Source organism: Micromonospora xinjiangensis (assembly GCF_056150165.1).
In genome coordinates, this window is sequence record NZ_JAXCFO010000012.1 from 27913 (window position 1) to 48243 (window position 20331).

At 73.7% G+C, this 20331-nt stretch carries 19 protein-coding genes; 8 read left to right on the forward strand and 11 right to left on the reverse strand.

All coding sequences use genetic code 11. The features are described 5' to 3' along the window. Positions 1-67 precede the first annotated feature (67 nt). Positions 68-2674, forward strand: coding sequence for a glycoside hydrolase family 9 protein (locus tag SM573_RS28625; RefSeq protein WP_474614966.1), 2607 nt, complete (start codon positions 68-70; stop codon positions 2672-2674). 161 nt (positions 2675-2835) lie between these two features. Continuing rightward, positions 2836-3369 carry an N-acetyltransferase family protein gene (locus tag SM573_RS28630; RefSeq protein WP_474614965.1) on the forward strand — a complete coding sequence of 178 codons (534 nt, stop codon included), beginning with the start codon at positions 2836-2838 and terminating at the stop codon, positions 3367-3369. Between the two features lie 12 nt (positions 3370-3381). On the opposite strand, the gene SM573_RS28635 is transcribed toward SM573_RS28630, so the two are convergent. The 6 genes from SM573_RS28635 to SM573_RS28660 all read right to left on the reverse strand — a co-directional run bounded on the left by SM573_RS28635 (position 3382) and on the right by SM573_RS28660 (position 8897). Beyond that, positions 3382-3639 (reverse strand): UBP-type zinc finger domain-containing protein, encoded by a 258-nt coding sequence (locus SM573_RS28635; protein ID WP_474614964.1) that lies wholly within the window; start codon positions 3637-3639, stop codon positions 3382-3384. Then, positions 3636-5213, reverse strand: coding sequence for a Na+/H+ antiporter (locus SM573_RS28640; RefSeq protein ID WP_474614963.1), 1578 nt, complete (start codon positions 5211-5213; stop codon positions 3636-3638). Before SM573_RS28640 ends, SM573_RS28635 begins: the two co-directional genes overlap by 4 nt. Before the next feature lie 37 nt (positions 5214-5250). After that, on the reverse strand, positions 5251-6213 hold the full coding sequence (locus SM573_RS28645) for a TIGR03885 family FMN-dependent LLM class oxidoreductase (RefSeq protein WP_474614998.1): 963 nt from the start codon (positions 6211-6213) through the stop codon (positions 5251-5253). A 44-nt stretch (positions 6214-6257) separates the two neighbouring features. Next, positions 6258-7673, reverse strand: a complete 1416-nt coding sequence (locus SM573_RS28650; RefSeq protein WP_474617469.1) for an NADP-dependent succinic semialdehyde dehydrogenase — start codon at positions 7671-7673, stop codon at positions 6258-6260. 12 nt (positions 7674-7685) lie between these two features. Then, a complete protein-coding gene (locus SM573_RS28655; RefSeq protein ID WP_474614961.1) occupies positions 7686-7949 on the reverse strand; it encodes a DUF6343 family protein in 264 nt (87 codons plus the stop codon). A gap of 78 nt (positions 7950-8027) precedes the next feature. Then, positions 8028-8897, reverse strand: coding sequence for an LLM class F420-dependent oxidoreductase (locus tag SM573_RS28660; RefSeq protein WP_474617470.1), 870 nt, complete (start codon positions 8895-8897; stop codon positions 8028-8030). Positions 8898-9137: 240 nt separating this feature from the next. Between SM573_RS28660 and SM573_RS28665 the strand changes: the two genes are divergently transcribed. Then, on the forward strand, positions 9138-9989 hold the full coding sequence (locus tag SM573_RS28665) for an SGNH/GDSL hydrolase family protein (RefSeq protein WP_474614959.1): 852 nt from the start codon (positions 9138-9140) through the stop codon (positions 9987-9989). Positions 9990-10108: 119 nt separating this feature from the next. Here the strand turns inward: SM573_RS28665 and SM573_RS28670 are convergent, their stop codons facing one another. Both SM573_RS28670 and SM573_RS28675 read right to left on the reverse strand, forming a co-directional pair. Further along, positions 10109-10885, reverse strand: a complete 777-nt coding sequence (locus SM573_RS28670; protein ID WP_474617471.1) for an EcsC family protein — start codon at positions 10883-10885, stop codon at positions 10109-10111. 49 nt (positions 10886-10934) lie between these two features. Next, positions 10935-11078 carry a hypothetical protein gene (locus tag SM573_RS28675; RefSeq protein WP_474614957.1) on the reverse strand — a complete coding sequence of 48 codons (144 nt, stop codon included), beginning with the start codon at positions 11076-11078 and terminating at the stop codon, positions 10935-10937. Between the two features lie 428 nt (positions 11079-11506). Here SM573_RS28675 and SM573_RS28680 point away from each other — a divergent pair, with 428 nt between their 5' ends. From SM573_RS28680 to SM573_RS28690, 3 genes are read left to right on the forward strand one after another with little or no spacing between them, the layout of a single operon-like run. Then, positions 11507-12427, forward strand: a complete 921-nt coding sequence (locus SM573_RS28680) for a proteasome assembly chaperone family protein (RefSeq protein WP_474614956.1) — start codon at positions 11507-11509, stop codon at positions 12425-12427. A gap of 37 nt (positions 12428-12464) precedes the next feature. Next, positions 12465-13262: an exodeoxyribonuclease III gene (locus SM573_RS28685; RefSeq protein WP_474614955.1), complete on the forward strand. Its 798-nt coding sequence runs from the start codon at positions 12465-12467 to the stop codon at positions 13260-13262. A gap of 18 nt (positions 13263-13280) precedes the next feature. After that, complete coding sequence (locus tag SM573_RS28690; protein ID WP_474614954.1) at positions 13281-13580, forward strand: antibiotic biosynthesis monooxygenase family protein; 300 nt, start codon at positions 13281-13283, stop codon at positions 13578-13580. A 26-nt stretch (positions 13581-13606) separates the two neighbouring features. Here the strand turns inward: SM573_RS28690 and SM573_RS28695 are convergent, their stop codons facing one another. Continuing rightward, positions 13607-14284 carry a class F sortase gene (locus SM573_RS28695; protein ID WP_474617515.1) on the reverse strand — a complete coding sequence of 226 codons (678 nt, stop codon included), beginning with the start codon at positions 14282-14284 and terminating at the stop codon, positions 13607-13609. Positions 14285-14289: 5 nt separating this feature from the next. Continuing rightward, a complete protein-coding gene (locus SM573_RS28700; protein ID WP_474614953.1) occupies positions 14290-14919 on the reverse strand; it encodes a hypothetical protein in 630 nt (209 codons plus the stop codon). Positions 14920-15055: 136 nt separating this feature from the next. Between SM573_RS28700 and trmB the strand changes: the two genes are divergently transcribed. After that, a complete protein-coding gene (gene trmB, locus SM573_RS28705) occupies positions 15056-15772 on the forward strand; it encodes a tRNA (guanosine(46)-N7)-methyltransferase TrmB (protein ID WP_474617472.1) in 717 nt (238 codons plus the stop codon). A 100-nt stretch (positions 15773-15872) separates the two neighbouring features. Beyond that, positions 15873-18377, forward strand: a complete 2505-nt coding sequence (locus SM573_RS28710; protein ID WP_474617473.1) for a DEAD/DEAH box helicase — start codon at positions 15873-15875, stop codon at positions 18375-18377. Between the two features lie 91 nt (positions 18378-18468). Here the strand turns inward: SM573_RS28710 and SM573_RS28715 are convergent, their stop codons facing one another. After that, positions 18469-20175, reverse strand: coding sequence for a M14 family zinc carboxypeptidase (locus SM573_RS28715; protein WP_474617474.1), 1707 nt, complete (start codon positions 20173-20175; stop codon positions 18469-18471). Positions 20176-20331 lie beyond the last annotated feature (156 nt).

Below are 20331 nucleotides of genomic sequence, written 5' to 3' on the forward strand. Positions count from 1 at the left end.
ATCGAACCCGAATGTTGGGAGCGCTCCCAATTCCGCGTCGCACCCCACCGTCCCGGAAGGACATCCCGTGACGCCATCCCCGCACCGTCGCGCGCTGCTCGCCGCGGCGACCACCCTCACCCTCGTCGGCGCGGGTGCCGTCCCCGCCCACGCCGCCCCGCCGCCGGACGCCCCCGAACAGATCCGGAACGGGGACTTCAGCGCCGGTGTCTCCCCCTGGTTCTCCTACGGCACCGGCCCGCTCTCCGTACCCGACGGCCGGCTCTGCGCCACCGTGCCGGGCGGCCTGGCGAACCCCTGGGACGCCGGCATCGGCCAGGACGGCGTCCCCCTGACCGCCGGTGCCGAGTACACGCTCGGCTTCGACGTCTCGGCCACGCCCGGAACCCCCGTCACGGCCGTACTGCAACTCGGCGCCCCGCCCTACACCGGTTACGCGAGCGTCACCGTCGCCGCCGGCGCCACCGCCCAGCGGGTCGAACGGACCTTCACGGCCTCGGCCGACAACCCGTCCGCCCAGCTGATCTTCCAGGTCGGTGGAGCTACCGCCGCGCAGACCGTCTGCCTCGACAACGTCTCGCTGCGCGGCGGCGAGCCGCCGGCGCCGTACGAGCCCGACACCGGGCCGCGGGTCCGGGTCAACCAGGTCGGCTACCTGCCCGGCGGCCCGAAGAAGGCCACCCTCGTCACCGAGGCCACCGAGCCGCTGCCCTGGCAGCTGCGCTCCGCCGGCGGCCTTGTGCTCGCCGAGGGCGACACCACCGCGCGCGGCGTGGACCCGGCGTCCGGGCAGCACGTGCACACCCTGGACTTCACCGCGTACCGCACCCCTGGCACCGGGCTGCGGCTGGTCGTCGACGGAGAGACCAGCCACCCGTTCGACGTCTCAGGCACGCTCTACGACCGGCTGCGCGCCGACTCGCTCCAGTTCTTCTACGCGCAGCGCAGCGGCATCGCCATCGACGGCGAGCTGCTCGGCGCCGGGTACGCCCGCCCCGCCGGACACCTGGGTGTGGCGCCCAACCAGGGGGACACCGACGTGCCCTGCCAGGACGGAGTCTGCGACTACCGGCTGGACGTGCGCGGCGGCTGGTACGACGCGGGCGACCACGGCAAGTACGTGGTCAACGGCGGCATCGCCACCTACCAGCTGCTGAACGCGTTCGAGCGCACCAAGACGGCCCCCACCGCGGGCGGGGGCGCGGCGCTCGGTGACGGCACGCTCCGGCTGCCCGAACGCGGCAACGGCGTGCCGGACATCCTCGACGAGGCGCGCTGGGAACTGGAGTTCCTGCTGCGCATGCAGGTGCCGGCCGGTCGGCCGCTCGCCGGCATGGCCCACCACAAGATCCACGACCGGAACTGGACCGGGTTGCCGCTCGCCCCCCACGACGACCCGCAACCCCGCGAGCTGCACCCGCCGTCCACCGCCGCCACCCTGAACCTCGCCGCCGTCGCGGCGCAGTGCGCCCGGCTGTACGCCCCGTATGACGCGGCGTTCGCCACCCGCTGCCACACCGCGGCGACCACCGCGTACGCGGCGGCGAAGGCCCACCCCGACCGCTACGCGAGCCCGTCGGACAGCACCGGCGGCGGCGCCTACGACGACACGTCCGTCACCGACGAGTTCTACTGGGCGGCCGTCGAGCTGTGGCTGACCACCGGCGCGTCCTCCTACCTGGCCGACCTGACCGCCTCGCCGCACCACCACGGCGACGTGTTCGAGCCGCGCGGCTTCGGCTGGCAGAGCGTCGCCGCGCTGGGCCGGCTCGACCTCGCCACCGTGCCGAACGCGCTGCCCTCCGCCGAACTGGCCCGGGTGCGCGCCTCGGTCACCGGGGCCGCCGACGAGCACCTGGCCGAGCTTGCGCGGCAGGCGTACGGGCTGCCGATGCCGGGCGACGCGGCCAGTTACTTCTGGGGCGGCAACAGCAACGTCCTCAACAACGTGGTGGTGCTGGCCACCGCGTACGACCTGACGGGCGACGGCCGGTACCGGGACGGCGCGGTGCAGTCGATGGACTACCTCCTCGGCCGCAACGCGCTGAACATCTCGTACGTCACCGGCTGGGGCGAGCACGCGGCGCAGAACCAGCACAGCCGGATCTTCGGCCACCAGCTCGACCCGGCCCTGCCGCGCCCGCCCGCGGGCTCCCTGGCCGGCGGGCCCAACGCCGCCCTCCAGGACCCGTTCGCGGCGCAGCTGCTCGCCGGCTGCGCACCGATGTTCTGCTACGTCGACGACATCAACTCGTACTCGACGAACGAGGTGGCGATCAACTGGAACTCGGCGCTGGCGTGGGTCGCCTCGTTCCTGGCCGACCAGGGTGACGCGGCCGCCACGCCGGCACCGGCCTGCGCCGCCACGTACACCGTCCACGGCAGCTGGCCGGGTGGCTTCACTAGCCAGCTGACCATCCGCAACACCGGCGCCGCGCCGCTGAACGGCTGGACCGCGCGGTTCGCGTTCACCGGGGACCAGACGGTCCGGGAGGCGTGGCTGGCGCAGGTGAGCCAGTCCGGCGCCACGGTGACCGCGCGCAACGAGTCGCACAACCGGCGGATCAACCCCGGCGCGACGGTGACCTTCGGGTTCACGGCGACCACCGGCGGCGGCGCCAACCCCCCGCCCGGCCTGGTCACCGTGAACGGCCTGCCCTGCGCGTCGTCCTGAGCCGCCCCGCCCCGGCGCGGCACGGGTCGCGCCGGGGTGGGCGGGTGGCACCGGGCGGCGTGCCCTGACGCCGTCGACGCACCTGTGCGCACCGGCCGGCGCACGCCTCCTGCCGCGCACCCGAGCCGGGCATCGGCGCCCGTCGCCGTAGCATCTCGGTGGTGACCGACTCGCAGCCCCTGACCGTCCGCCCCGGCGGGCCGGACGACGTTCCCGCGATCCTGCGCCTGCTCGACGACGCGACCGCCTGGCTCGTGGCGCGCGGCCGCACCGGTCAGTGGGGCACCGAGCCGGCGTCGACCGACCCCCGCCGGGTCGCGCAGGCCGAGACCTGGGCCACCGGTGGAGGGCTCTGGCTCGCGGTGCTCGGTGACCGACCGGTGGGTGCGCTGGTGGTCGGCGCCGCGACCGCGTACGTGCCGGCCGCCACCGAGCCGGAGCTGTTCGTGAACCTGCTCGTCAGCGACCGCGCGTACGCCGGGCGGGCGATCGGCGGGCGGCTGCTGGCGCACGCCGCGGAGCTGGCCCGCGAGCGGGGTCTCGGGCTGCTCCGGGTCGACTGCTACGCGGGCGACGACGGCGCACTGGTGCGGTGGTACGAGAGCCAGGGCTTCACCCGCACCGACCCGTTCGTCGTCGAGCGCCCGGGCCGCAGGCCCTGGCCCGGCCAGGTCCTCGCCCGGCGCCTGACCTGACCGGGGCCCGGGTCAGCCGATCTCCTCGTCGACGTAGCACCAGCGCCAGGCCTCACCCGGCTGGACCGAGCGCATCACCGGGTGCCCGGTCTCCTCGAAGTGGGCGGAGGCGTGCCGGTACGGGGAGGAGTCGCAGCAGCCCACGTGGCCGCAGGTGAGGCAGGAGCGCAGGTGCACCCAGTCGGTGTTGCCGATCGCCACGCAGGACTCGCACTCGTCCGTGTTCCGGGGCTCGGCCGTGCCGGCCTCGGTCAGGTGTTGGCAGCTCACGCGTCGCCCTCCCGCCGCAGCAACGATTCCTCCAGGTCCAGGTCACGATAGGCCCGCACCAGCACCTCCTCCGGGATCCGCCCGGTGTCCCGGGCCTCCCGGAACACCTCGCGCTCCGCGTCGATCATCTCCTGCCGCAGCCGCCCGTACGCCTGCGAGGGGGTCTCCCGCGCGGTGCCGCCCAGCTGTTCCCAGGCCAGGTTGGTGCGCTCCTCCACCACGCGGCGCAGCCGCTCCACCACCGGCGCGGGCGCGGTGTCGGCCAGCGCGTCCAGACGTTCCCGCGCCGCCCGGCTGGCCCGCTGCTGGACGCCCGCCGCGGAGAGCGCGTCCTGGACCGGGTCGTCCGGGGGCAGCTTCAGCCGCCGGGCCACGATCGGCAGGGTCGCGCCCTGACCGATCAGGGTGAACACGATCACCGCGAAGGCCAACCAGATGAACAGCGCCCGGGGATACTCTGCCCCGTCGGCCACGGTGAGCGGCAGGGCGAGCGCGGCGGCCAGGGTCACCACGCCCCGCATGCCCGCCCAGCCGAGGACGAGCGGGTACTTCACCGGCTTGCGCTCCCCGCCCCGTCGGCGCACCCGCGGCACCAGCCGGGTCAGGTACGTGGCGGGGAACAGCCAGACGAAACGGGCCAGGAAGACGGTGCCGAGCACCGCCGCCGTGACCCCGACGACCCGGCCGACCGGCTCGTCGAGATCCTCCAGCACGTCCGGGAGCTGGAGCCCGACGAGCAGGAAGACCAGGCCCTCCAGGAGGAACCGCACCAGCCGCCAGACCGCGGCCACCTGTAGGCGGGACGCGGCCGACATCAGCTGCGGCAGCTTGTGGCCGAGCGCGAGCCCGGTGACCACCACCGCGACCACGCCGGAGGCGTGGATCTCCTCGGCCACGAAGACCACCGCGAACGGAATGATCAACGAGAGCGCGTTGTCCAGCAGCGGGTCGCTGATCCGCTTGTGCAGGAAGCCGAAGAGCAGTGCACCGAGCGCGCCCACCAGCACCCCGCCGCCGGCGGAGCGCAGCACCTCGAGGCTCACCTCGGCGACCCCGACCGCCGAGCCGACGGCCGCCAGCGTGGCGATGCGGAACAGCACCAGCGCGGTGGCGTCGTTGAGCAGGCTCTCGCCCTCCAGGATGGTGACCACCCGCCGGGGCAGGCCGATCCGTCGCGCCACCGCGGTCGCGGCCACCGCGTCCGGCGGGGCCAGCACCGCGCCGAGGGCGAGGCACACGGCGAAGGGCACCATCGGCAGCAGCAGGTAGAGGACCAGCCCGACCGCGACGGCGGTGAAGAGCACGAGCCCCACGGCGAGCAGCAGAATGGGGCGCAGGTTGTGCCGGAACGCCGGCACCGAGGTCTCCAGCGCGGCGACGTAGAGCAGCGGCGGCAGGATCCCGACCAGCACCAGCTCCGGTTCGAGGTGCACGTGCGGGAAGCCGGGCACGAACGAGAGCACGAGCCCCGCCACCACCAGCACGATCGGGGCCAGCAGGCCGAGCCGGCGCGCCAGCGCCGCACCGAGCGTCGCGGTCGCCAGGAAGACGACGACCTCGAAGAGTCCCTCCATGGGGTACGAGCCTAGGCAACCACCGGCGGGCGCCTGATCATTGGGCGCGCAGCTTCGGCAGCACCTCGGCGCCGAACGTGTCGAGGAACGCCCGCTGCTCCTGCCCGACGTGGTGCAGGGCGATCTGGTCGAAGCCGAGCGCCACGTACTCCTCCAGCCAGCCGACGTGCCGGCCCAGGTCCGCCGACACGTTGACCACCCGGGTGACCCGCTCCATCGGCACGTCGGCCGAGACCGCGTCGAAGTGCTCCGCGGTCTCCAGGTCCCAGCAGACCGGCGGGGCGAAGACGTTGCTGCGCCACTGGTCGTACGCGATCGCCTCCGCCTGCGCCTGGTCGGGCGCCCAACTCACGTGCACCTGGAGGTGCAGCGGCCCCCGGCCACCGGCGCCGCGGTAGGCGTCGATCATCCGGCGCAGGTGCTTCACCGGCGCGTTCACGGTGATCAGCCCGTCCGCCCACCCGGCGCACCAGCGGGCGGTGGGCACGCTCACCGCCGCCCCGACGAGGGCGGGCGGTTGCTCGGGTCGGGTCCAGAGCCGGGCCCGGTCCACCCGTACCAGACCGTCGTGGCTGACCTCCTCGCCGGCCAGGAGCGCCCGGATCACGTCCACGCACTCCCGCAGCCGCGCCGCTCGTACCGACTTGCGCGGCCAGCCGTCGCCGGTGATGTGCTCGTTGCTGGCCTCGCCGGTGCCGAGCGCGGCCCAGAACCGGCCCGGGTACATGGCGGCGAGCGTGCCGATGGCCTGGGCGACGATCGCCGGGTGGTAGCGCTGGCCGGGGGCGTTCACCACCCCGAACGGCAGGGTGGTGGCCTGCAGCGCGGCGCCCAGCCAGGACCAGGCGAACCCGGAGTGCCCCTGCCGGGCGCTCCACGGCGAGAAGTGGTCCGAGCACATGGCCGCGTCGAAGCCGACCCGTTCGGCGTGCACCACCGCGTCCAGCAGGGCGCGGGGGTGGATCTGCTCGTGGGACGCGTGGAAGCCGAACACCGTCATGGCCGCGTTCCGTACCCAGGACGGGGGCGGCTGATGCACGCCTCCTACTCGGTGTGGGCTCCGGCGGGGCCCACCGAGCCGGCGCCCTCGCCGACCCAGACCGTCTTGGTGTTGCAGAACTCCCGCATGCCCATCGCGGACAGCTCCCGGCCGTAGCCGGAGTTCTTCACGCCGCCGAACGGCAGCTCGGGGAAGGACGTGGTCATCCCGTTGATGAAGACGTTGCCGGCGTCCAGGTCGGTGGCGAAGCGCGCCTGCTCGTCCGGGTCCCGGGTCCAGGCGTTCGAGCCGAGGCCGAAGCTGGTGCCGTTGGCCACCTCGATCGCCTCGTCGTACGACGACACCCGGAACAGGCCGGCGACCGGGCCGAACACCTCCTCGCGCCACATCCGCATCTCCGGGGTGAGGCCGGTGACCACGGTGGGCGGGTACCACCAGCCGTCACCGGCCGGCAGTTCGCCGCCGACGAGCACCGTCGCGCCGTTGTCGACCGCGTCCCGCACCTGCTCGTGCACCTCGTCGCGGCCGCGTTCGCTGGCCAGCGGCCCGACGTCGGTCTGCTCGTCCATCGGGTCGCCGACCCGCAGCGCGGCCATGTTCGCGGCGAACCTCTCCGCGAAGGCGTCGAAGACGTCGGTGTGCACGATGAACCGCTTCGCGGCGATGCAGGACTGACCGTTGTTCTGGCAGCGCGCCGTGGTGGCGACCTCGGCGGCCCGGTCCAGGTCGGCGGAGGGCATCACCACGAACGGGTCGCTGCCGCCGAGCTCCAGCACGGTCTTCTTCAGCTCACGGCCGGCGATCTGGGCGATCGACCGGCCGGCGCCCTCGCTGCCGGTGAGCGTCGCGGCGCGGACGCGGGGGTCGCTCAGGACGTGGTCGACGGCCTCGGAGCCGACCAGCAGGGTGGTGAACGCGCCCTCGGGGAAGCCGGCCCGGCGGAACACGTCCTCCAGCAGCAGGGCGGTCTGCGGCACGTTCGAGGCGTGCTTGAGCAGCCCGGTGTTGCCCGCCATCAGGGCCGGCGCGGCGAAGCGCATCACCTGCCACAGCGGGAAGTTCCACGGCATCACGGCGAGGACCGGGCCGATCGGCTGGTACCGGACGAAGGCGCGCGACGCGCTCACCGCCGCCGCGTCGGCCGGCTCGTCGGCCAGGAACTCGGCGGCGCGGAGGGCGTAGAAGCGGGCGGCCTTGGCGCACTTGGTCACCTCGGCCTTCGCGGAGGCGTACGTCTTGCCCATCTCGGTGGTCATGATCCGGGCGATCTCGTCGCGCTCGGCGTCGAGCACGTCGGCGGCCGCGTTCATCCAGCCGGCCCGCTGCTCGACCGTGGTGCGGCGCAGCTGCCGGAACGCCAGGTCGGCCCGCTCGATGGCGGCGTCGATCTGCTCGGTCGACATCGGCTCGTACGTCTTGAGCACCTGTCCGGTGGCGGGGTTGGTGGTGGCGATGGACATCTCGTCCTCCTGTCACTCGAACAGTGAGTGCCGTACGCCCGGCTCCTCACGACGGCGGGCGGCGCGGCGACGCTGGATGATGACCAGGTCCACCACGGCGACCACCGCCAGAACGGCACAGACCACCCCCAGCCACACGATGTCGGCCAGGAATGCCAGCACCGCGAAGATCGCCATGATCACCAAGCCGAAGCTCGCGAGCGCGAGCCGCAGGTTCAGCGCGCTGTAGGCGTGCCCGACCGTGCCGCGGGCGCGCCGGGGCTGGGATCTCGTCATTCCCCCGACCTACCCCGGATCGGCACGGTTAACCGGGCTCGCCGTGCGGGCCGTCCGCTCCGCGAGGCGGGGACCGGCTCAGCCGATCGCGGCGAGCTGCGGGACGATGCGCTCGCCGACCTGCTCGGCGAACTCGACCGGGTGCCGGTCCGGCGTCACCTGCACCTCGGTCACCCCGAGCGCGGCGAACTCCCGCACGGCGGCGACGAACGCGTCCTCCTCGACGAGGGGGTGCTGCCGCATCACCACGGTCTTCTCGATGCCGTCGTAGTCGCGCCCCTCCGCCGCGCAGTGGGACCGAAGCACGTCGAGCTTGTGCCGCACGTCGTCCACGCTGGTGCCGAAGAGGTTGCACGCGTCGGCGTAGCGGGCCGCCAGCCGGAGCGTCTTCTTCTCACCGCCGCCGCCGATCATGATGGGCGGTCGGGGACGGCTGATCGGGGCGGGCACGCAGAGCGTCTCGGCCAGCCGGTAGTGCCGGCCCTCGTAGGGGCCGTTGTCCGGGCTCCACATCTGCAGGCAGATCTGCACGGTCTCCTCGAGCCGCTCGAACCGCTCGGCCACGGGCACCACCGGCACGCCCAGGCCGCGCTGCTCGCGCTCGTACCACGAGGCGCCGATGCCGAGCCGGGCGCGACCGCCGGAGAGCACGTCCAGGGTGGTGACGATCTTCGCCAGCAGCCCTGGATACCGGTACGTCACGCCGGTGACCAGCACACCGAGCGTCATCCGCCGCGTCTGGGCGGCGACGAAGCCGAGCGTCGTGTAGGCCTCCAGCATCGGCTCGTCGGCCGGCGCGACGGCTTCCATCTGGAAGTAGTGGTCCATCACGGTGAACGAGGCGAAGCCGGCCTCCTCGGCGATCCGCGCCGTGCGGCCCAGCGTGGGGGCGATCAGCTCCGGCTCCGACGGGGTGGTGAAGCTCCAGTAGTGCAGGCCGAGTCTCACGAGCACACCTTCCTCGCCGGTACGACGTGTCGGGCCGAGCGTTCCACTTCCGGCGCACTCGAAGTCAAGGCTTCGCGCCGCGTCATCCGGCCGACTGACCCGCCGGCCCCCACAGACGGCTAGCACACGGGCGGCCACGGCGGCAGGCGTCTGCCGGAAAGCCGACAGGAGCCACCCGACCCGAGCGCGCACGCATAGAGTGACCGCGCTGTCGCTCTGTGCTGTCGGACGGGGAGGATCATGCCCCGACGCTGGGTCACCACCGTCGCCTGTCTCCTGGCCCTGGTCGCGCTCGCCTGCGAGGGCGGAGGCGAGGCCGGCCCCCGCCCGACCCGCGGCACCCCGCAGCCCGGCGCGTCGGGCGGCATCGCCGCACTCGGCGACTCGATCAGCACCGGCTTCGGCTCCTGCCTGGTGCTCACCTCCTGCGAGCGCAACTCCTGGTCCACCGGCGACGGGCTGCGCGTGCGCAGCCTCTACCGCCGGCTGCTCGACCAGGATCCGGACATCCGCGGCCTGGCCTTCAACCACGCCCGGCCCGGTGCGCGGGCGGCCGCTCTCGAGGAACAGGCCCGCGCGGCGGTACGCGACCGGGTCGACCACGTGACGGTGCTCGTCGGCGCGAACGACGCCTGCCGGGGCGGGATCGAGGCGATGACCCCCGTGCGGCAGTTCCGCGCGGAGGTCGACCGGGGGCTGCGTACCCTGCGCGCCGGCCGCCCGAGGGCACGGGTGCTCGTGGTGAGCGTGCCCGACCTCTACCGGCTCTGGGAGGTCGGGCACACCGACGCCCGCGCGGTCCGGGCCTGGAACCGGGGGGTCTGCCCGGCGCTGCTGGCCGACGCGGCCTCGACCGCTCCCGCCGACCGCGCACGGCGGGCGGCCTTCCGCGACCGGATCACCGCCTACAACGCCCAACTCGCGGCGGCGTGCCGGGCGTACGGGTCCCGCTGCCGCTACGACGGCGGGGCGGTGCACCGGGTGCGGTTCACCCTCGACCTGGTCAACCCACTGGACTGGTTCCACCCGAACGCGGCCGGCCAGGCGCGGCTGGCCGAGGTGGCCTGGCGGGCCTCCGGCCTCGCCGACTGACCACGCACCCCCGACCGGCGTCCGCCGCCGTCACGGCGATCGTCGGCGCGGCGCGCGCCGCCCGCCCCCCGGCCGGTCACGACGGTGCCGCGCCCCGGCCCGGGCCCGACGCCGTGGCGTCAGGAGCGGCGCGGGGTGGGGACGGCGGTGCCGTGCTGGCGGTAGAGCGCCTGCGAGCGCGCGGCGAGGTCCTTGGTCGCGGAGGAGTTCGCCCAGGTGCCGAGGATGATCGCGGCGCCGGGCACGAGCTTGGCGAAGACCCTCTTCGCGGCCCGGACCCCGGCCATCTGGGCCAGCCGCACCCCCAGCCGCAGCATCACCTTGCCCAGCTGGCGCTGCCCACCGGTGCCGAAGAGCGCGCCCGCGCGTTCCCGGCCGGCGGCCACGCCCAGCGCCAGCCGGGCGCTCTCGGCCACCTTGTGGACCCGCTGGAGGACGAGCAGGTCGGTGGCCCGGTCGGTGTGCAGCGGGTCGACGCCGTACGCGGCCGCGATGTGCAGCACCATCCGCGCCTGCGTCCAGGCCAGCACGCCGACGTCGATCACCGCGCCGGGCAGCCCGGCCGCGCCGGAGACCGCACCGGAGAGCCGCGCCCGGTTGACGAACCTGCGCACCGCCTGCTCGGCCAGCACCTCGGCGGAGGCGCCCGGCTGCTCGACCCTGGCCCGGGCGGCCCACTGCGCCGCCTCCGGGCCGAGCCGGCGCACCGCCTCCAGCGCGAGGTGCTCCGGGGCGTACTGCGGGTCGTCCCGCATCCGGTCCCAGAGCGTGGCCGGAGGTGCCTCGGGAGCGTCCTGGGCGGCCGCCGCCGCGGCGGCGGCCGGCTGCGGCCCGGGCGCGGGCGGCTGCGGCCCGGGGACGGGCGGGTGGCCGTCGGCGGGCACTGGATCGGTCACAGGGTCTCCCGAGGGGTCGGCGCGGCGGGGGTGCGAGGTCCGGTGCGGGTCAGCGACGGTTGTTGAGCTTGGCCGCCAGCCCCCGGAGCCGCCGCTGGTTCTCCGGCTTGGCGAGTTCACGCCGGCCGCGCGCGACGAGCTGCTGGCCCTTCGGGGAGCGTAGGAACGTGCTGATCCTCTGGAGCAGAGACATCTCGGTCCTCCTGTCGGTGAGCCCTCACTCATGTGTACCCGGAACCGACAACCGATGTACCCGGGATGACCCAGCCGTCAACCGTCCACTGTGGCGGCGAGACTACCTCCCGGGGAACGGGTGGCACCGAGGACCTCGGTCGTCCGTGCCCGCGGCGCGGCGTTCCCCCCGGGCGTGGCGCCGCCGGGCGGCGGACGGGCAGGGGGTCACCGATCACTAGACTCGTCCGTCCGGCCCACGGCAACCCCCGCCGATCGGGGACGCGGTCGGCGCCACCCGGCGGAATGTGACAGTTCGCCCGATCCTGATCACCTCTTGAGAACGGACCGCCCGGCGAAGGAATGCAGCAGGATGGCGGGTACGTTGCCGAAACCGGGCGCCGCGCCACGCGGCGGCGTTCGTAGGCACAACCAGGGAGGTCCGCACCGGTGCTCGACCCACACGAGCTCTACGAGCTCACCGACGATCTGCCCGACCTCGGTCAGCCGGTCCTGATCCAGGCCCTCACCGGCTTCGTCGACGCCGGCAACGCCAGCCGACTCGCCCGCGAGCAGCTCTTCAGCTCACTGGAGTCCCGCCCGATCGCGACCTTCGACCTGGACCAGCTGTTCGACTACCGCTCCCGGCGCCCCGTGATGACCTTCGTCGAGGACCACTGGGAGTCGTACGACGCGCCGAAGCTCGAACTGCACCTCCTGCGCGACGACGACGAGACCCCGTTCCTGCTGCTCACCGGCCCGGAGCCGGACCTGCAGTGGGAGCGTTTCGTGGCCGCCGTCGCCGGCCTCGCCGGCCGGCTCGACGTCCGGCTCACCGTGGGGCTCAACTCGATCCCGATGGCCGTGCCGCACACCCGGCCCACCGGGGTGACCGCCCACGCCACCCGCCCCGAGCTGATCGCCGGCCACGAGCCGTGGCTGCAGCGGGTGCAGGTGCCGGGGAGCGTCGGCCACCTGCTGGAGTACCGCCTGGGCGAGATGGGCCGCGACGCGGTGGGCTTCGCCGCCCACGTCCCTCACTACGTGGCGCAGACCGAGTACCCGGCCGCCGCCGAGGTGCTGCTCACCTCGGTGTCGCGCGCGACCGGGCTGCTGCTGCCCAACGACGGGCTGCGCTCGGCCGCGGAGGTCGTCCGGGTCGAGATCGACCGGCAGGTCGCCCAGACCGAGGATGCCGCGGCGCTGGTGCAGGCGCTGGAGGAGCAGTACGACGCGTTCGCCCGGGGCCGGGGCGAGAAGAACCTGCTCGCGCCGGAGACGGGTTCGCTGCCGACGGCCGAGGAGCTCGCCGCCGAGCTGGAGCGCTTCCTGGCCGAGCAGACCCGCCCGAACGACACCCCGGGGAGCTGACCCGGCGAGCGGGCCCCGGATACGGCAGGCTGGGGGCATGCGCCTGGCGACCTGGAACGTGAACTCGGTGAAGGCCCGGCTCCCCCGGCTGCTCGACTGGCTCGCCGACACCGGGCCCGACGTGGTCTGCCTCCAGGAGACCAAGTGCCCCGACGGGGCCTTTCCGGTCGCCGAGGTGGGCGAGCTGGGTTACACCGTGGCCAGCCACAGCGACGGCCGGTGGAACGGCGTGGCCCTGCTCTCCCGGGTCGGCCTGACGGACGTGACCGTCGGCTTCCCCGCCGAGCCGGGCTTCCCCGAGCCCGAGGCCCGTGCCATCTCGGCCACCTGCGGCGGGCTGCGGGTCTGGTCGGTGTACGTGCCGAACGGGCGGACGCCGGACGACCCGCACTACGCGTACAAGCTGGCGTGGCTCGCCGCGCTGCGCGACGCGCTGGAGGTGGAGCTGACCGGCGGGGTGGCGTTGGCCGTCTGCGGGGACTTCAACGTGGCCCCGACCGACGCCGACGTGTGGGACCCGGCGGTGTTCGCCCACTCCACCCACGTCACCCCGGCCGAGCGGGCCGCGCTGGCCGCGCTGCGGGACCTGGGGCTCACCGACGTGGTGCCCACGCCCATGAAGGGGCCGCACCCGTTCACCTACTGGGACTACCGGGCGGGGATGTTCCACCAGAACAAGGGGATGCGGATCGACCTGGTGTACGCCTCCGCTCCGTTCGCCCGCGCCGTCCGCTCGGCCTACGTGGACCGGGAGGCCCGCAAGGGCAAGGGCCCGTCCGACCACGCGCCGATCGTCGTCGACGCGGATCTGGTGCCCGCCGTCGAGACGTTCTGAGCTGGTTAGGGTGGGGGCATGGCAGTCGTGAAGATCAACGCTATCGACGTCCCGCCCGGCGCCGGTGAGGAGCTGGAGAAGCGCTTCGCCGCCCGCGCCGGCGCCGTGGAGAACTCCCCCGGCTTCCTCGGTTTCGAGCTGCTCCGCCCGGTCGGCGGGGAGAGCCGCTACTTCGTCTACACGAAGTGGGAGTCCGAGGAGGCCTACCAGGCTTGGGCCGCCGGCCCGTCCCGGGCCGCGCACGCCGGCCAGCAGCAGCGCCCGGTCGCCAGCGGTGCGACCCTGCTGGAGTTCGAGGTGGTCCAGCAGGTCCCCTGACCCCGTCCCGCCGGTGGCGCGGCGGGTCAGGCGGTGGGTTGGCGGGCCGTGACGAACGAGGCGAACGCGATGACGTTGTCGATGTAGCCGGTGCGACCACCGACGAACTCGCCGCCGCACGTGATCAGGCGCAGGCCGGGCGGGCCCTCGTGGCCGTAGACCCGCTCGGCGGGCAGCCGGTCCTTCGGAAAGCGCTCGACCGAGTCGACCCGGAACACGACCACCGACCGGTCGGCGCGCGTCACCTCGACGGCGTCGCCCGGCTTCAACTTGCCCAGGTCGTAGAAGACCGACGGACCCTCCTTGGTGTCCACGTGCCCGACGATCACCGCCGGGCCCGGCTCGCCGGGGGTGGGACCGCGGTCGTACCAGCCGGTCTCGTTGTGCCGCTCCAACGGCGGCACGTCGATGGAGCCGTCGCGGGCCTGCCCCACCGGCGCCACGGGCGCGGACACCTTGATCGTCGGCAGCTCGAGGCGTACCGGGCGGCTCGCCCGCAGGGCGTCGCCCTGCTCGTCGCGGGCCGCGCGTTCCCCGGCGCTCGGGGCCAGGTCCAGCGGCACGGCCCGGCTCAGCCCCGCGCCGGTGGCGAAGACCCCCGCCAGCACGAGCACCACGGCGAGCGGCACCGTCCAGGGGCTGCGACCGGGTGGCCGACGGACGCCCCCGGCGGGGGCGGATCGGGTGGAGCGGGTGGTGGTCACCTTGCTCACCGCCGGACGGTACGGGGCCGCCGCAGCGCGACCAGGGCGAGGATCAGGCCGACGACGGTCAGCGCCACCCCGCCGGGGAGCAGCAGGCTCCCCGTGAAGCCGCCCCCGGCGGTGCCGCCGAAGCCGGTGGCGGGACCGCGGCTGGGCTTCACCGACTTCACCACCTGGAGCATCGTCGAGGCGGTCTCGCCGTCCGGGCACTCCAGCTTGACCCGGTAGTTGCCGGGCCGGGTGCGCTCACGCACCATGGGCGCGGCCGTGAGCAGCCCGCGCTGGGGCTGCACCTGGACCCGGCCGAACGCGTCCGACGCCACCACGGCCGGGACGGAATTGTCCTGACAACTGGCCTTGATGCCGACGAGGTAGCCCGGCTGGACGGTGCTCGGGCTCACCTCCACGAAGACCCGCAGGATCGCGCTCGGCTGGGGCGCCGCGATCACCTCCGACGGGTCCGGGGCGGGATCGGAGTCGGGCGTCTCGGCCGGCTCGGGAGCCGCCTGCGCGAACGCGGCGGGCGACGGGGCGACCTGCGCCGGCGGGCCCTCCACGGCCGCCTCCCGGCCGGCGGCGACGACCAGCAGGAGACCGGCGATCATGGCCGACAGGACGAACTCACCGCGGGTCATGCGCGCTGCCTCCTCCCGACGCCGTGGGCCGGGCGGGCAGCGGGGCTGCCCGGCCTGCCGTACGAGATGGATCCTCTCATTGCCGGTCGTACATCACATCCGATTCGGCGCGACCGTCGCGTACGCTCGGGTCGCTGTGACCTCCACCGACCACGACCCCTCCCCCGCCGCGCCGCGTCCGGCCCCGCGGACGGTCCGCACCTTCCATCCCCGGCGCGGGCGGATGACCGGGCGCCAGACCGACGCGCTCGACCGCCTCTTCACGGCGTACGGCCTGGACGTTCCGGACGGGCCGGGAGCGCCCGTCGACCCGGCCGAACTCTTCGGCCGCGCGGCGCCGACCGTGCTGGAGATCGGCTCGGGCATGGGCGACACCACCGCCGCGATGGCGGCCGCCGACCCGGAGCGGAACTACCTGGCCGTCGAGGTGCACACGCCGGGCATCGCCAACCTGCTCGACCTCGTGGAGCGGCAGGGCCTGCGCAACGTGCGGGTGGCCCGGGGCGACGCCCTGGAGCTGGTCCGCCGGCTGCCGGAGGGCTCGCTCGACGCGGTGCACGTCTTCTTCCCGGACCCGTGGCCCAAGGCCCGGCACCACAAGCGGCGGCTCATCCAGCCCACGCACGTCGCGCTGCTGCGCAGCCGGCTGGCGGCGGGCGGGACGCTGCACTGCGCCACCGACTGGGCCGAGTACGCCGAGGCGATGCGGGAGACGCTCGACGCGGACCCGGAGCTGGTTGACCGGCACGGCGGCTTCGCACCCCGGCCGGCGCACCGTCCGGTGACCAAGTTCGAGCGGCGGGCCCTGCTCGCCGGCCGACCGGTGGCCGACCTGATCTACCACCGTCGGTGAGGCCGGGCTGCGCCCCGACGGCACGGCCTTTGTCCTCATCATGGGCTTCCGTCGCCCCGGTTGGCGCGACGCGCCATGATCCAGGCACCATTGACGGGCTATGACGCTCACCGCCGCGCTGCCCGCAAGCGCCGACCTCGACACCCTCTACGACGCGTTCGCCGGCTGGGCCAAGGAGCGCGGCCTCGACCTCTACCCGCACCAGGAGGAGGCGGTCATCGAGATCGTCTCCGGCGCCAACGTGATCATGAACACCCCGACCGGCTCGGGCAAGAGCCTGGTCGCGATCGCGGCGCACTTCGCGGCCCTGGCCGACGACCGGACGACGTTCTACACGGCCCCGATCAAGGCCCTGGTGTCGGAGAAGTTCTTCGCCCTCTGCGAGGTCTTCGGCGCCGAGAACGTGGGCATGCTGACCGGTGACGCCAGCGTCAACGCCGACGCCCCGATCATCTGCTGCACCGCCGAGATCCTGGCCAACCTCGCGCTGCGCGAGGGCGCCCGCGCCGACGTCGGCCAGGTGATCATGGACGAGTTCCACTTCTACGCCGAGCCGGACCGGGGCTGGGCGTGGCAGGTGCCGCTCATCGAGCTGCCGCAGGCCCAGTTCGTGCTCATGTCGGCCACGCTCGGCGACACCACCCGGTTCGTCGACGACCTGACCCGGCGCACCGGCCGGCCCACCGCCGTCGTCCGCTCGGCCGAGCGGCCGGTCCCCCTGCTCTTCTCGTACGCCATGACGCCGCTGCACGAGACCCTCGAGGAGCTGCTGGAGACCAAGCAGGCCCCGGTCTACGTCGTGCACTTCACCCAGGCCGCCGCCCTGGAGCGCGCGCAGGCGCTGATGAGTGTCAACGTCTGCACCCGCGCCGAGAAGGACATGATCGCGCAGGCGATCGGCAACTTCCGGTTCACCTCCGGCTTCGGCAAGACCCTGTCCCGGCTCGTGCGCCACGGCATCGGCGTGCACCACGCGGGCATGCTGCCCAAGTACCGCCGGCTCGTGGAGACCCTCGCCCAGGCCGGGCTGCTCAAGGTCATCTGCGGCACGGACACCCTCGGCGTCGGCATCAACGTGCCGATCCGCACCGTGCTGTTCACCGGCCTGTCGAAGTACGACGGCACGCGTACGCGCCTGCTCAAGGCCCGGGAGTTCCACCAGATCGCCGGGCGGGCCGGGCGGGCCGGGTTCGACACCGTGGGCCGGGTCGTGGTGCAGGCGCCCGAGCACGTGATCGAGAACGAGAAGGCCCTCGCGAAGGCCGGCGACGACCCGAAGAAGCGGCGCAAGGTGGTCAAGAAGAAGCCGCCGGAGGGGTCGATCGGCTGGGGCGAGCCGACGTTCCAGCGGCTGGTCGAGGCCGAGCCGGAGCCGCTGACCTCCAGCTTCCAGGTCAGCCACTCCATGCTGCTCAACGTCATCGGCCGGCCCGGCGACGCCTTCGCCGCCATGCGGCACCTGCTCACCGACAACCACGAGGACCGCGCCGCCCAGCGCCGGCACATCCGGCGGGCGATCGCGATCTACCGCGCGCTGAAGGCCGGCGGAGTGGTCGAGGAGCTGCCCGAGCCGGACGAGACCGGCCGCCGCGTCCGGCTCACCGTCGACCTCCAGCTCGACTTCGCGCTCAACCAGCCACTGTCCCCGCTGGCCCTGGCCACCATCGAGCTGCTGGACCGGGAGTCCCCCTCGTACGCCCTCGACGTGCTCTCCGTGGTCGAGTCGATCCTCGACGACCCGCGCCAGGTGCTCTCCGCCCAGCAGTTCAAGGCCCGCGGCGAGGCCGTCGCCGCGATGAAGGCGGAGGGCATCGAGTACGAGGCCCGCCTGGAGCTGCTCGACGAGGTGACCTGGCCCAAGCCCCTCGCGGAGCTGCTGGAGTCGGCGTACGAGATGTACCGGCAGGGGCACCCCTGGGTGGCCGACCACCAGCTCTCCCCCAAGTCCGTGGTGCGGGACATGTACGAGCGGGCCATGACCTTCCCCGAGTACGTCCAGTTCTACGGGCTGTCCCGCTCCGAGGGCCTGGTGCTGCGCTACCTCGCCGACGCGTACAAGACGCTGCGGCAGACCGTCCCCGAGGACGCGAAGACCGAGGAGCTGGTCGACCTCATCGAGTGGCTCGGCGAGCTGGTCCGCCAGGTCGACTCCAGCCTCATCGACGAGTGGGAGCGGCTGCGCAACCCGTCCGACGTCGAGGAGGTGGCGGCCTCCCTGGACGACCGCCCGGCGGCGGTCACCCGCAACACGCGGGCGTTCCGGGTGCTGGTACGCAACGCGCTGTTCCGCCGGGTGGAGCTGGCCGCGCTGCGCCGGTGGGACCTGCTCGGCGAGCTCGACGCGGCCGGCGGCTGGGACGCCGACGCCTGGGCCGACGCGCTGGAGCCGTACTTCGAGGCGTACGGTTCGATCGGGGTCGGACCGGACGCCCGGGGGCCGGCGCTGCTCATGATCGAGCAGGGTCGCGCGACCTGGACGGTACGGCAGATCCTGGACGACCCGGAGGGCGACCACGACTGGGGCATCAGCGCGGAGGTCGACCTGGCCGCCTCCGACGAGGCGGGCGAGGCGGTCGTCCGCGTCACGGCGGTCGGCCAGCTCTGACCTCCGGCCCGGTGGTTCGTGCCACGCGGCGGCCCGGTGCCGCCGCCGGCGTCACCCGGCCAGCGGCAGCCGGTCGACGCGGCCGTCGGCGTCAGCGTCCAGTGCCGACCGGCTTCTTCGGCCCGGCCGGGCACCTGCTCATGTCGACGGCCCTGGTCTCGCCCCGGCCGACCGTGACCCTCACCGCATGGTGGATCTTGCCGGCCGGGTTCCGGCACGACACCACCCAGCTCTCCCGCAGCAGGGTCGAACTGGACTGGCTCTGCCGCACCGACGGCAGGACGTGCCACTCGAACCGCCCGCTGTCGGGCACCCGCATGGTGCTCTCGATCCGCAGGTCGGACGGAAGCACCACGGTCTCGCCGTCCCGCGTCACCGGCGAGGAGTCCACGGAGACCTCCTTGCTGATGGTCAGTTCGATGCCACGGGGCGCCGACCCGGTGAGGACGGAGTGCGTACGCCGGTCGTTGGCGGCCTCCCACGCGATGAGGAGCGCCTCCCGGATGCTCGACCCCGCGTAGGACCCGGTCCCCCGGTACTGGTCGACGACGTACGGGTACTGCGGGTGGAACCGTTCGAGGCCGCTGTGCCCCGGGGTCAGTTCCGGCGTGAAGCCGAGGGTCCCGTTGGCGTACAGGCCCTGCTGCTCCGCCACGCCGCTCGCGACGTAGTAGACGTCCGGCCAGGGACCCGTCGGCCAGCCGCCGAGGGCCGCGCCGAGTTGCCGCGCCAGGCCGTCGTAGAGGGCCACCTCGGCCGGTACGGGCTCCAGCGGTGACGACGGGGCACGGAGCAGCCGCGCGTCCGGCGTGTGGTTGTTCACCGCGACCACGACCTGGTGGCTGTTCAGCAGGTCCGTCATGGCGGCGATCTCCGGCTCGGAGTAGGGCGCCGCGCCGTGGTGGTTCTCGGCGGTGGGCGAGGCGCTCGATCCCGGGCCGCCCCAGAACGCCCCGTAGTTGCGGTTCAGGTCCACGCCGAGCAGACGGGCGTCGGCGGCCGCGCACTGCTCCCAGGTCGGCACCTCACCGGCCGCGACCCGGCAGTTCTTGCGCTTCATCTCGTGGAGGCGGTCCCGGGACATCTGGTAGCCGTCCGGGTTCACCGCCGGTACGACGATCAGCCGGGAGGAGTCGACGAGTTCGGTGATCCGCGGGTCCGTGCCGTAGCTCTGCAGGACGTCCCACGCGAACTCCATGGTGAACTCGAGCGTGGGCCACTCGCGGGCGTGGTGCAGGCCGCTCGTCAGGAAGGCCGGCTTGCCGGAGTAGGTGTGGACGTCGCTGGTGATCTCCATGCCCAGGATCGGACGCCCCAGCAGGGACTTCCGGGAGAGTTCGAACACCTTCACCGTGTCCGGGTAGCGGCGCGCGAGCTCCCGCATCTCGCTCTCGGCCTCGTCCAGCGTCCGGTACGACACCCGGCCGGTCGGCAGGCTGGAGGCGAGCGCGGGATTCGTCCGGCGTGCGTCCTCCCGCCGGTCCTCGGCCGCCCGGTCCGCCGTCATCGCAGCGAGCTGCGCCGACACGTCCGAGACGGCCACCTGCCAGTCCCCCGACGCGAGCCGCGCGCGGTCGGTTCCGTCGTGCAGCAGTATCTCGGCCTGCGTGCTGGTGAAGTCGATGACGTCCAGACCGAGATCCATCAGCTTCTGGCGTTCGGCGTTGGTGCCGACGTGGACCCGCGCGATCGCCAGCCCGGCCGTCCGGTCGCCGGCCGGCGGCGCCGGATCGGGGGCGGCGGTGGCGGTGGTGGCCAGCGTGACCGACAGGACGGCGGCCGTGCCGAGCGCGCCCACCCTTCTCGGCCATCGGGCGTTCAGCCGGGAGGCACCGGTCCGTCTTGGGCCGCGGGTGGAGGACATCGTCAACTGGCACTCCTCTGTTCGTGGTCCCGGGTGACCGGTCCGATCCGGACAGTGTGCCACCGAAGTGGACGGAGAGTGGATCTTCCG